This window comes from Hafnia alvei, assembly GCF_034424155.1.
Lineage (GTDB): Bacteria > Pseudomonadota > Gammaproteobacteria > Enterobacterales > Enterobacteriaceae > Hafnia > Hafnia alvei.
Genome location: NZ_CP139993.1, coordinates 111,557 through 124,713 on the forward strand (window position 1 = coordinate 111,557; position 13,157 = coordinate 124,713).

General features: G+C 50.5%; 10 protein-coding genes. 3 read left to right on the plus strand and 7 right to left on the minus strand.

Features of this window, described 5'->3' with window-relative positions:
- Window positions 1-177: 177 nt before the first annotated feature.
- The gene (locus tag U0008_RS22295) at window positions 178-915 is read left to right on the plus strand and encodes a peptidoglycan DD-metalloendopeptidase family protein (protein ID WP_043495608.1); all 738 of its coding nucleotides are present in this window, start codon (window positions 178-180) and stop codon (window positions 913-915) included.
- A 33-nt stretch (window positions 916-948) separates the two neighbouring features.
- Here U0008_RS22295 and U0008_RS22300 read toward each other — a convergent pair whose 3' ends face one another.
- The 7 genes from U0008_RS22300 to silC all read right to left on the minus strand — a co-directional run bounded on the left by U0008_RS22300 (window position 949) and on the right by silC (window position 10,627).
- The gene (locus U0008_RS22300; protein ID WP_033567140.1) at window positions 949-1,137 is read right to left on the minus strand and encodes a DUF2933 domain-containing protein; all 189 of its coding nucleotides are present in this window, start codon (window positions 1,135-1,137) and stop codon (window positions 949-951) included.
- 40 nt (window positions 1,138-1,177) lie between these two features.
- Window positions 1,178-3,625 (minus strand): Ag(+)-translocating P-type ATPase SilP, encoded by a 2,448-nt coding sequence (gene silP, locus U0008_RS22305; protein WP_043495610.1) that lies wholly within the window; start codon window positions 3,623-3,625, stop codon window positions 1,178-1,180.
- Window positions 3,626-3,769: 144 nt separating this feature from the next.
- Window positions 3,770-4,210: a DUF411 domain-containing protein gene (locus U0008_RS22310; protein WP_000758228.1), complete on the minus strand. Its 441-nt coding sequence runs from the start codon at window positions 4,208-4,210 to the stop codon at window positions 3,770-3,772.
- 86 nt (window positions 4,211-4,296) lie between these two features.
- The gene (silA, locus tag U0008_RS22315; protein ID WP_039187497.1) at window positions 4,297-7,443 is read right to left on the minus strand and encodes a Cu(+)/Ag(+) efflux RND transporter permease subunit SilA; all 3,147 of its coding nucleotides are present in this window, start codon (window positions 7,441-7,443) and stop codon (window positions 4,297-4,299) included.
- A 10-nt stretch (window positions 7,444-7,453) separates the two neighbouring features.
- Window positions 7,454-8,746 carry a Cu(+)/Ag(+) efflux RND transporter periplasmic adaptor subunit SilB gene (gene silB / locus U0008_RS22320; RefSeq protein ID WP_039187496.1) on the minus strand — a complete coding sequence of 431 codons (1,293 nt, stop codon included), beginning with the start codon at window positions 8,744-8,746 and terminating at the stop codon, window positions 7,454-7,456.
- A gap of 113 nt (window positions 8,747-8,859) precedes the next feature.
- Window positions 8,860-9,213, minus strand: a complete 354-nt coding sequence (gene cusF, locus U0008_RS22325; protein WP_009654303.1) for a cation efflux system protein CusF — start codon at window positions 9,211-9,213, stop codon at window positions 8,860-8,862.
- A gap of 28 nt (window positions 9,214-9,241) precedes the next feature.
- Window positions 9,242-10,627, minus strand: a complete 1,386-nt coding sequence (silC, locus tag U0008_RS22330; RefSeq protein ID WP_038633711.1) for a Cu(+)/Ag(+) efflux RND transporter outer membrane channel SilC — start codon at window positions 10,625-10,627, stop codon at window positions 9,242-9,244.
- A gap of 189 nt (window positions 10,628-10,816) precedes the next feature.
- Here silC and silR point away from each other — a divergent pair, with 189 nt between their 5' ends.
- Window positions 10,817-11,497 (plus strand): copper/silver response regulator transcription factor SilR, encoded by a 681-nt coding sequence (gene silR / locus U0008_RS22335; RefSeq protein WP_038633715.1) that lies wholly within the window; start codon window positions 10,817-10,819, stop codon window positions 11,495-11,497.
- Window positions 11,490-12,965: a copper/silver sensor histidine kinase SilS gene (silS, locus tag U0008_RS22340; RefSeq protein WP_032433718.1), complete on the plus strand. Its 1,476-nt coding sequence runs from the start codon at window positions 11,490-11,492 to the stop codon at window positions 12,963-12,965. The genes silR and silS overlap by 8 nt, the downstream gene beginning before the upstream one ends.
- Window positions 12,966-13,157 lie beyond the last annotated feature (192 nt).

Sequence of the window (13,157 nt, forward strand, 5' to 3'; positions counted from 1 at the left end):
AATCATCACCGTCGGGCTGGTCATACAGTTCCCAGAGCTTCAGGAACAAACGGGAAACAAGGTATGTTACAAAAATGCCGAACATCAACGGTGCTCCCGATTAACTGACGGATGACACGTCTCCTGAAAACCCCTAGCATACGCCGCAGTGTTCATGCTAACGGCGAATTCCAGCAAATGTATTCTACCGATATCGTAAAAGAAAATGCTTACCTTTCAGCCTCCCGCTCGGGGCTGGAATCGAACGAGATCGCTACCCTTCAGCGCTCTTTGCCTTCCCGGTTTAATCTTCGGCATTTGAAAAAAAATGAATCATTAAAACTCGTACTGCAAAAGAAAGCGGGAAAATCACGTGTAGTGACCTATAAATTTACGTCCGGTTCATTTAATTACACGGCGTATCGTATATCCGACAAAAAATTCTATAACCTTTCCGATACTTCCGGGAAAGGCAGTCTCGATTATCCGTTACCGGCCACAGCAAGACTCAGTTCACCTTTCAATCCTGCAAGACTTAACCCGGTATCGGGAAAAGTGAGTCCCCATAATGGCATTGATTATTCCATGCCCATGAACACTAAAATAGTCAGCGTCATCGACGGAAAAATCACCCGGACCGAATACAACAGTACCATGGGATATTTTGTTGAAGTAACGGGAAAAGCCGGTGTTAAAACTCGCTATCTCCACCTCAATAAAATACTCGTTACTAAAGGGGCCAGGGTTACCCGGGGAGGCGCTATTGCGTTATCCGGTAACAGCGGACGTTCATCCGGTCCTCATCTGCATTACGAGCTGGTCATCAATAACAATCCTGTTAACTCACTGGCGTTCCGGGCAGCGGCACCCGCTGATAACAAACTCGAACAGCATGCCTTTGCGCATGCCAGAGACTACGAACGATACCTGGACTGATAACGGGACCGCGACGCGGCCCCGTTTGCCGAATTAATTTTTTTTATCGTTCCCACCATCGTGATGTTGGTGATCTCCATGCCCGTGGAAAAGATGCATTAGCGGGCAGACCAGCAATAACAGATATGGCCAGTAACCTGCCACATGTGACCAGTGTTCGCGCAGGAGGGCAAAAGCCGCGATCGCGGCGACAGCAATAAGCGCATAGGTGGTACTTTTCATACTGGACTCCTTCTGTTCGTAACAGACCCTTCACTCAGAGTTATTTCCCGAGCCTGACACTTTTCAGACGCAACGCATTCACAATGACGCTGACGGAGGAAAGAGCCATGGCCGCTGCCGCAATAACTGGCGACAGCAGTATTCCATACACAGGATAAAGCAGACCTGCAGCCACAGGCACGCCAAGTGCGTTGTAGATAAATGCAAAAAACAGATTCTGTCGGATATTTTTCATGGTGATCTCTGACAGATGACGGGCCCTGTTCAGTATCATCAAGTCGCCTTTGAGAAGGGTGACTCCGGCACTTTCAATTGCCACATCTGTACCCGTTCCCATGGCTATACCCACGTCAGCCGCTGCCAGCGCCGGGGCATCATTCACACCGTCTCCGGCCATCGCAACCACATGGCCAGACGCTTTCAGTCGGGTTATCACTGCTTTTTTGCCATCCGGCAGAATTCCGGCTTCAACCTCATCTATTCCCAGTTTCCGTGCGACTGCTTCAGCAGTAAGCTGGTTATCCCCGGTGAGCATAACAATGCGGATCCCCGCCTGACGCAAAGCTTTAAGCGCATCCGGCGTGGTTGCTTTCACGGGATCCGAGATAGCTATCAGGCCTGCAAGGTGCCCGTCTGTGGCCACATAGATAACGGTAGCGCCTTCCATCCGCAACGTATCCGCAACGGCCTTTTGATTATCAATAACGATACTGTTTTCCTGCATAGCCAGTTCATTACCGATAACAACCCGTTGACCTTCGACATCGCCTGAGACACCTTTACCCGACGGCGCATCAAAATGAGTGACTGCGGGTATTGCGATCTCCTTTTCCTGTGCTGCTTTAACTACTGCCATACCCAGCGGATGTTGCGAGCCTTTTTCCACTGCGGCCGTTACACGTAAAAGAGATGTTTCCCCACCCGGATTGAGACTGATAATCCCTGTCACCGTAGGCGAACCTTCCGTGAGCGTGCCTGTTTTGTCGACAACCAGCGTGTCCACTTTTTCAAGACGCTCAAGGGCTTCGGCATTCCTGATTAACACCCCGGCCTGGGCTCCTTTGCCTACCCCCACCATTATCGACATCGGTGTGGCCAGCCCCAGTGCGCAGGGGCAGGCAATAATCAGGACCGACACAGCCGCAATCAGACCGTGCGCCATCCTGGGCTCGGGGCCCCAGACAGACCAGATCACGAAAGCAACAACCGCGATAAGTATCACCAGAGGAACAAACCAGCCTGAAACGCTGTCAGCCATTCTCTGGATGGGGGCACGCGAACGCTGTGCATCAGCGACCATCTGAACAATTCGTGAGAGCATCGTTTCATCACCGACTTTCTCTGCACGGATGATAAGACTACCTGTCTGATTAATCGTCCCCCCAATGACAGGGTCACCCTTCGTTTTGGTAACCGGCATAGACTCCCCGGTCACCATCGATTCATCAACGGTTGTTTTGCCTTCGATCACGATACCGTCGACCGGAATACTCTCTCCAGGTCTGATGCGGAGCTTATCGCCAGGCAGGACATCTTCCGCATTAATATCCGTTTCATGACCGTCATGATCCAGCCGTCTGGCGGTTTTGGGGGCAAGGTTCAGAAGCGCAGTAATGGCGCCTGAGGTTTGTTCCCGTGCCCGCAGCTCAAGAACCTGTCCCAGCAGAACAAGCACCGTAATAACTGCTGCGGCTTCAAAATAAACGGCCACCAGGCCATCCATGTTTCTGAACGATGCAGGAAACCAGGAGGGGAAGACGGTTGCAATGACGCTGTAAACCCAGGCTACGCCGGTCCCCATTGCAACAAGGGTAAACATATTCAGGGAGCGGTTACGTAACGACATTCCGGCCCGGGCGAAGAATGGCCAGCCACACCACAACACGACAGGGGAGGCCAGAAGCAGCTGCAGCCATGTGTTGTACTGTGGCGCTACTATATTCCTCAAGTCGGGAAACAGATGAGATCCCATTTCGAGTACCAGAACCGGAAACGCCAGCAACAACCCCAGCCAGAAGCGTCTTGTCATGTCGTGAAGTTCATCACTCGGCCCCGTGGATGCCGTAGCTACGAGCGGCTCCAGTGCCATTCCACAGACAGGACAGCTTCCGGGACCACTGCGGCGTATCTCCGGGTGCATCGGACATGTCCACACACCTTCAGAATTCTCTTTTTCCGCCTGGTGGTGAGGCTGTTTTATCTGATCAGGGCTGACTTCGTGATGATCGTGGTGATGGTGATGGGAATGTTCACTGGCATCTTCGGTAAGATAACGATCGGGATGGGCTTTAAATTTACTCTCACAGCTGGCGGAGCAGAAATAAAGTTGATGGTCCTGGTATCGAATGCTGCTGTGCGCCCTGTCGGGCAGGATGGCCATCCCGCACACGGGATCTCTCACCTTATGCAATACGTGGCCCTCGTCCGGGGATAATGTCTGCTCAGAAGCAGTCTGGTTGTTGTGTTGCACTGCATTGTCATTTTTCACAGTAACTCTCCTTATGCATACCGAAGCATCTTCTGTCTTCAGGGTATGTCATGTCTTCAGGGTATGTCATGGATGCGATTACCACGAATATCGCCGGCACAGGAGTGCCTGCTACCGGCGTCCCGTTATCAGCCGTTCCGCTGACTATTCGATTCGCTGGAAGACTTTTTTACTTCCATCCGGTGAGAATGCGATAACATCGTAAGCCTCTTTTCGGGCTCCCATCTCCATTCCAGGACTTCCTGCTGGCATACCGGGGGTGGCGAGACCGTATATACCCGAACCAGACTGCATTGCCTTATGTATCGTTGTCGCAGGCACATGGCCTTCAATGATCAAATTACCGGCAACCGCGGTATGACAACTTCGTAGTCCTGCAGGAATAGCATGCTTTTCTTTCAGGGCTGACAGCGCCTGATCATTCATGACGTGAGTTCGTACTTCAAACCCGTCTTTTTCCATCGCTTTGCCCCACAGGGAACAACAGCCACAGTTTTCAGATTTGTACATATCAATCACTTTTTCACTCGCCATCGCGGGTAGTGAAAGGCCGAGAGCCAGCGCCATTAGAACCACTTTTTTCATACTCACCTCTGTATATTATCGATATAAACCCTGACGTCAGGGTGAATCAGTAAAGAAGGACACCCACAGGGGGTGCCCTTTCAGGTTCAGGACACGCTTTTTTTATGTCTGCGCAGCCAGATTAATTTGTAGGCGGCAGGAATAATGAACAGGGACAGCAGCGGAGCCGTGATCATCCCACCAATCATGGGTGCCGCGATACGGCTCATGACTTCTGAACCTGCACCGGTTCCCCAGAGTATTGGCAGCAGACCCGCAATGATCACCGCCACGGTCATGGCTTTCGGCCGGACACGCAGTACGGCACCATGATAGAGGGCTTCATCAAGGCCTTCCGGTGTGAACGTCTCTTTACGGGACAATTCCGGGTGCGCTTCAATGGCATGACGCAGATACATCAGCATGACCACGCCAAACTCTGCTGCCACCCCGGCCAGGGCGATAAACCCGGTTCCGGTCGCCACTGACATATGGAAGCCCTGCCAGTACAGGAACCATATCCCGCCAACCAGGGCAAACGGCAGGCTCATCAGGATCAACAGGGCTTCATCAACCCTGCGGAATGCCAGATATAACAGGATGAAGATGATCATCACCGTCATCGGTACCATCAGTTTTAATTTCTTATTGGCGTGCTCGAGTAATTCAAACTGTCCTGAGAATGCCACACTGGTCCCCGGTCTCAGTTTCACTTTCTCACTGATGGCCGTCTTAATATCGTTCACCACCGACACCATGTCCCTGCCGCGGGCATCAACATAAATCCAGCTGGCTGGCCGGGCATTTTCGGTTTTCAGCATGGTTGGTCCGGAAACGACCTTAATATCGGCAACATCGCCCAGCGTAATTTGCTGCTTCATTGGGGTCAGGATTGGCATCTCTCTCAACGCCTGCGGACTGTTACGGTAATCCTGCGGATAGCGAATGTTAATAGGGTACCGGGCCACGCCTTCAACCGTCTCACCCACCATAGCCCCACCGATTGCTGAAGAGACGAACAGCTGGACGTCGCCCACAGTCATCCCGTACCGGGAAGCTTTTTCCCGGTTAATGTCCACATCAATATAACGTCCACCTTCCAGTCGTTCAGCCAGTGCGGAAACCACACCAGGTACGGTTTTAGCGACTGCTTCGATACTCTGTGCTGTTACATCGATATCCGACAGAACAGTACCCGATACCTTAATACCTATCGGACTTTTAATGCCGGTTGAGAGCATATCAATACGGTTACGGATAGGCGGTACCCAGAGGTTGGCCAGACCCGGTAAACGGACGGTCCTGTCGAGTTCTTCAATAATCTTGTCAATCGTCATGCCTGGACGCCACTGATCCTCAGGTTTCAGTTGGATGGTGGTTTCCATCATTTCGAGCGGAGCAGAATCCGTGGCGGTCTCAGCCTTACCGGTCTTGCCAAAAACTGAGGCCACTTCAGGCACCGTTTTGATTAGTTTGTCCGTGGTCTGTAAGAGCGCAGCAGCTTCTCCAGGAGACACGCCAGGTAACGTTGACGGCATATACAACAGGTCACCTTCGTTAATCTTCGGTAAAAACTCGCCGCCCACCTGACTCAGTGGCCAGATAACAGTGAAAATGGATAAAGCCGCAACCAGCAGGGTTGTTTTTGGCCAGTGTAGTACCCTGAGCAGTAACGGGTGATACGCTTTAATCAGCAACCGGTTCAGTGGGTTACTGGTCTCAGCAGGAATTTTCCCGCGGATCCAGAACCCCATCAGAATAGGGATAACAATGATTGCCAGTATGGCTGCACCCGCCATGGAATACGTTTTTGTAAAGGCCAGCGGACCAAACAGACGCCCTTCCTGCCCTTCCAGGGTAAAAATAGGAATGAACGATAATGTGATAATCAGCAGGCTGATAAACAGCGCTGGACCCACTTCAACGGAGGCGTCAGTGATAACCTTCCAGCGGGTGGCATTATCAATCTGTTCCCCGGGATGCTGATGGTCCCACTCCTCAAGCCGTTTATGCGCGTTTTCGATCATGACGATGGCGGCATCCACCATCGCTCCGACGGCTATTGCAATCCCTCCCAGCGACATAATGTTGGCATTCAGCCCCTGGAAGTGCATAACAATGAAGGCGATACACAGGCCAAGTGGCAGAGAAATAATCGCCACCAGGGCAGAACGGACATGCCAGAGGAACAGTGCGCAAACGACAGCAACAACGATAAACTCTTCAAGAAGCTTGTAACTGAGGTTGTCAATCGCGCGATCGATTAACTGGCTGCGATCGTATGTCGTTACGATCTCCACTCCTTCAGGCAGGCTGGCCTTCAGCGTGTCCAGTTTATCCCTCACCGCCGTGATGACTTCGCGTGCATTTTTGCCCGAACGCAGGATCACCACGCCGCCAGCGACTTCGCCCTGACCATTAAGCTCAGCGATACCACGCCGCATTTCCGGCCCCATTTGTACGCGGGCAACATCACGGAGGTAAACAGGTACTCCGTTTTCCCCCGTTTTCAGGACGATATTTTTAAAATCATCAATAGTCTGAAGATAACCGCTGGCCCGGACCATATACTCTGACTCAGCAATTTCAACAGATGAGCCACCGGCTTCCTGGTTAGATGAGCTAAGAGCTTGTTTTACTTCTGGCAGGCTGATGCCGTACTGCGTCAGTTTTACCGGGTCAAGCTGGATCTGATACTGCTTAACCACGCCGCCTACGGATGCAACTTCAGCGACATTAGGAATGGTTTTCAGTTCAAATTTCAGGAACCAGTCCTGCAGAGAACGAAGTTCTGACAGATCGTGTTTTCCGCTGTGATCGACCAGGGCATATTCAAATATCCAGCCCACCCCCGTGGCATCAGGGCCAATCTCAGAACTTACGCCGGCAGGCAGTTTTCCCTGAACCTGATTCAGGTATTCCAGGACTCGGGACCGGGCCCAGTACAGATCAGTGCCATCTTCAAAAATGACATACACATACGAATCCCCGAACTGTGAAAAACCACGCACGGTTTTTGCGCCAGGCACGGATAGCATGGTGGTGGTAAGTGGATAGGTGACCTGGTTTTCTACAATCTGCGGGGCCTGGCCGGGATAGCTGGTTTTGATAATGACCTGTACATCTGACAGGTCAGGCAAGGCATCGACCGGCGTGTTAATAATCGTCCATGTACCCCAGATGCTGAGAAACAAGGCCCCCATCATGACCAGGAAACGGTTGGCGACAGAGCGCCGGATAATCCATTCAATCATCGTCGTCTCCTCAGTGCCCTGAATGCATATTTACAGGCTGGTCAGACACTGCTGGCATACTGCTTTCTGTTTTTTCAGGGTGGCGCATACGTTCCAGCGCGCCCGTAATATTGGCTTCGGAGTCAATGAGGAACAGGCCACTGACCACCACGATATCGCCTTCATTCAGGCCGGAACCGATGCCGGACTGTTGCTGTGATTCATGCAGAACGTGGATCTGTTTCGGCACAAACTTGCCTTCATCATCAACAGTAATCACACGCTGTTCTTTGCCAGTATCGATAACGGCCTGGCTTGGTATCAGCAGCATCTCCTGGCTCTTGGTATTCAGTTTCAGATAGGCATTCATGCCCGGTTTCAGGAGTTCATCTTTGTTAGTGACCTGCAGACGAACCTGCAGCGTGCGGGTTGTCTGGTCCACACTCGGCAGAATGTTCCATTTTTCGACATGAAACGTTTTATCCGGATATGCCGGGACCGAGATTTCAAATTGCGACGTATCTTTCAGCAGATAGGCAATTGATTCAGGAACTGCGGCACTGATCCAGACCGGATCCATCCCCTGAATCTGCGCCACTACTTTATCTTTCGAAATATTCATTCCGGTACGCAGGTCAAACGCTGTAATAACACCGTCTATAGGAGCTTTAATGGTAAAACGGGTCTGGATGCTCCGGGTAGAACGCAGTCTCTGAATATCCTCTTCCGGCATACCTGCCAGGCGAAGCCGTTCCAGAACGCCTTTAATTTGCGTGGAAGTACCGCCGGTGCTGGATAACAAAAGGAATTCACTCTGTGCTTCCACCCAGTCCGGAATGGTAATATCGATAAGTGGCGTACCCTTCTTCACATGATCGCCAGTCGTCATGGGGTAGACTTTTTCGACAAACCCGTCAGAACGCGCCTGCACAATAACAAACTGATACTCGTTATAGCTGACATTAGCCGGGATTGTCTGGGAATAATTCAACATACCACGCGTGACTTTTTGCGTTTTTAATCCCAGGTTCTGAACCTGAGTTGGATCAATACGGATCCCGCTACTGCTGCTCTCGCCGCTTTCATCAGCATATTTAGGCACCAGGTCCATATCCATAAAGGGAGATTTTCCGGGTTTATCAAATTTGGTATCCGGTTTCATTGGGTCATACCAGAAAAGCACCTTTCGTTCCGGTGCCTTTTGTTCTGTTTTTTCTGTCTTTTGTGCTGAGTTTACATACTGCCAGGCAGTAACCGATATCAGCCCCCCTGCTATGAGGCTGCTGATAATTATTGCAGCATATTTTATCTTTAAAGAAGCCATACAATTTTCCGCTAAAAAATCAAAACACCTGGCATATGCGCCTGACGGTTAACTCACACATATACCTATGTGAATGTACAGGCGCACAGGATGTAATCGCTCCGGACAGCCAATCAGGACTGCGTCACGTTAATGCTTTTAAGTAAAGAAATATTACCCTGCTGAATAAACGAGAAATCAACGTGGCTGCCAGTTTTCAGGGCATTAATAGCGTCGTCTGCATTAACAAAAGTGAAGCGCATGGTCATTGCAGGCCAGCCCACATCAGGGATAGCTTCGTGCGAAATGGTGATTTTTTTACTATTCATATCAATGGCTTTAACGACACCGGAGCCCCTGATAACCTGCTGTACCGAAGCGTCACTGGCAGCATTCATATCACCATGCTGATGTGTTTCAGCATGAAGACCGGCAGAAAATATGACAGAGAAGGCACCAAATAAAACGGCTTTAAATGAATTACGCATTTTAAATTTCCTGATTAATTAAATAAATTTACTCTACCCAACCGCCACCCAGTGCGGTAAACAGATTAATTTCGTTAACCTGCCGGGAATAGGTAAGATCGAGAATGGTTTGCTGCGTAGCGAAGAGAGAACGCTCTGCATCCAGCACTTCAATGTAACTGACAGCACCACTGGAATATAATCCTCTGGCACGCTGGAGAGTTATCTGAAGTGAATCAAGATAACGCTGCTGTGACTCAAGTTGCTGGCTAAGGCTGTCGCGCAGCGCAAGCGTGTCGGAAACATCCTTAAAGGCTGACTGAATTTTTTGTTCGTAATTAACCACCGACTGTTGCTGGCGAATTTCAGCCAGCTTCAGATTGGCTTTATTCCTGCCAGCATTAAATATAGGAATTTCAATTTTAGGGATAAAATTCCACATTCCACTTCCTGACGTAAACAGGCTGGACAGCTCCGTACTGCTTGCGGAAAGACCACTGGTCAGGGTAATTGAGGGGAAAAAGGCCGCTCGCGCTGCGCCAATATTGGCATCAGCCGCTTTCAGCTGATATTCCGCTTCCATAATATCCGGTCGCTGCAGCAAAATTTGTGAAGACAGATTTGGTGGCAATTTTACTGGGGCTATCTCCCCGCCTTTCATCCCTTTTTCTGACGGAAGTGCGCGGTACGTTCCCAGCACCAGTTGCAGGGCATTGTTTGCCTGAGCCAGATCGCCTTCTCGTTTGGCTATTTCGGCGCGGGTACTTTCGATTTGTCCTCGCGCCTGTTCAAGTGCCAGAACGTTCGTACTCCCGGTCACGAGCTGCTGCTCAACGAAAGCATAGGACTGTTGATAATTTTTCAGCGTTTCCCGCGCAATACGAAGTTGTTCGTACGCCAGTTGCTGGCTGAAATAGCTTTGTGAAACGTTGGATACCAGAAGGATGTGTACGGCCCGACGGGCTTCTTCGCTGGCAAAGTAGTTCTGGCGATCAGCATCACTCATGTTCTTAAGTTTGCCGAAAAAATCGAGCTCATAACTGAACTCCAGACCTGCGTCGTACTCCTGTGTGGTCGGCTTGTCACCTTTCAGACCACCGCTGTATGTGATCCCGGATGAGGCATTCAGCTGGGGATAACGATCTGCATCCGTGACGTTGAACTGGGCCCGGGCCTCTTCAACCTTCAGTGCAGCCATTCTCAAATCACGGTTATTAGTCAGGGCTTCAGTAATCAGCCGGGTGACCTGGGGATCGACAAAAAAGTTACGCCAGCCCGTATCCTGATAGCCATTCACCGCTGGCGTCAGGCTGTTACGGGACAGTGAAAACTGCTGGGGTACCGGTGCTGCCGGACGCTGATATTCAGGCGCCAGAGAGACACAACCAGCCAGAATGAAGATTGTGCTGATGCTGAGTAGTTTTAATTTGAACATATTGCTTCTCGTCCAGGCAGACCTGGTAAATGGTTCAAATGAAGTTCAGAGTATTACCAGGGTTACTTTACAGAATGCACTCTGTTTGTCGGGTGACAGAATAATGACAATGTTGTCATTTTTACGGTAATTCGTTGATTACGATCGTGGGCGCAATAGAATGACATTAGCAGCCAGACGGGGAGCAAGATGAAAATATTGATCGTCGAAGACGAAATTAAAACAGGTGAATATCTCAGCAAAGGGCTTACAGAGGCAGGGTTCGTAGTGGATCACGCTGATAATGGTCTTACCGGATATCATCTCGCCATGACAGCCGAGTATGATTTAGTCATTCTGGACATCATGCTGCCTGATGTGAACGGCTGGGATATCATCCGCATGCTGCGCACTGCCGGAAAGGGTATGCCGGTCTTACTACTGACGGCCCTCGGCACGATCGAACACAGGGTCAAAGGACTGGAACTGGGTGCGGACGATTATCTGGTTAAACCCTTTGCGTTTGCCGAACTGCTGGCCCGGGTGAGAACCCTTCTGAGGCGGGGAAACGCGATGATCACGGAAAGCCAGTTTAGGGTGGCTGATCTCTCGATGGATCTCGTATCCAGAAAAGTCAGTCGCGCCGGAAACCGCATTGTGCTCACCAGTAAAGAGTTCAGCCTGCTGGAATTTTTCATTCGCCATCAGGGCGAGGTTCTTCCCCGCTCCCTGATTGCCTCTCAGGTCTGGGACATGAATTTTGACAGCGACACTAACGCGATTGATGTCGCCGTAAAGCGACTCCGCGCTAAAATAGACAACGATTACGGGACAAAGCTGATCCAGACTGTCCGGGGCGTGGGCTATATGCTGGAGGCCCCGGATGCATAGCAAACCTTCCAGGCGCCCTTTCTCACTCGCCCTGCGGCTGACCTTTTTTATCAGCCTGTCCACGATACTGGCTTTTATCGCCTTCACCTGGTTTATGCTGCATTCTGTTGAAAATCATTTTGCCGAGCAGGATGTCAGCGATCTTCAACAAATCAGCACTACCCTGAACCGTATACTGCAGTCCCCGGTGGATCCGGATGAAAAAAAAGTAAGCAAAATAAAGGAGTCGATTGCCAGCTACCGCAACGTTGCCCTTTTGCTCCTCAATCCCAGGGGGGAAGTGCTCTTTAGTTCAGCGCAGGGGGCGGCACTACACCCGGCCGTGAATTCCGCAGATTTTAGCGAGCACAGCCGCGCACGGGATGTCTTTCTCTGGACGGTGGAGGATCCTGCGAGACCGATGGATACCGGGTCTGAAATGAAGATGGAAACATACCGGATTATCGCCTCCTCTGGCCAGGCGATATTTCAGGGCAAACAGCAGAATTATGTCATGCTGACTGGCCTCTCCATTAATTTCCATCTCCATTACCTCGATGCGCTGAAAAAAAATCTGATTGCGATCGCCGTCGTGATAAGCCTGCTGATTGTTCTGATCATTCGCATCGCTGTCCGTCAGGGGCACCTGCCCCTTCGTAATGTCAGCAATGCCATTAAAAACATCACCTCCGAGAATCTTGATGCGCGGCTGGAACCGACACGCGTTCCCATTGAGCTGGAGCAACTGGTTATCTCGTTCAATCATATGATTGGAAAGATTGAGGACGTCTTTACCCGCCAGGCCAATTTCTCTGCCGATATCGCGCATGAGATCAGAACGCCCATCACCAATCTGGTGACGCAGACTGAAATCGCACTGAGTCAGGATCGAACCCAGAAGGAACTTGAGGATGTCCTCTACTCCAGTCTTGAAGAGTATAACCGGATGACCAAAATGGTCAGCGACATGCTGTTTCTGGCACAGGCGGACAATAACCAGCTTATACCTGACAGGGTCCGTTTTGACCTCAGAGCAGAAGTCATGAAAGTCTTCGAGTTTTTCGAAGCCTGGGCCGAAGAACGCAATATCACGCTCAAATTTAACGGGATGCCCTGCCTGGTTGAGGGAGATCCACAAATGTTCAGAAGAGCGATCAATAATCTGTTATCCAATGCCCTGCGTTATACCCCGGAGGGACAGGCCATCACCGTCTCAATAAGAAAGCAGGAGAGCTTTTTTGACCTTGTGATTGAAAATCCAGGGAAACCGATCCCTGAAGAACATTTATCAAGGCTGTTTGACCGTTTTTATCGGGTGGATCCATCCAGACAACGAAAAGGAGAAGGCAGCGGCATCGGCCTTGCGATTGTGAAGTCAATCGTGGAAGCACATCACGGAAGAGTGCAGGTGGAATCAGACGTACGCTCCACGCGTTTTATCTTATCCGTGCCCAGACTGGAGAAAATGATCCCGGAAACCCAATGCTGAAAATAAAGATGTAAATGACAAAGATGTCATTAGCCTGTCATGCAGCAAACAGAAGCCATTCGATATAATTAGTGCAACTTATCAGGAAGGCTGGATTGCTTCATCAATACCCGGCGTCAGAGTACGCCAGGAAATGAATATCCAGCCCTCTTCCGGAGAAATAAACGCTGCCGAACTTGTTTCAGTTATGGA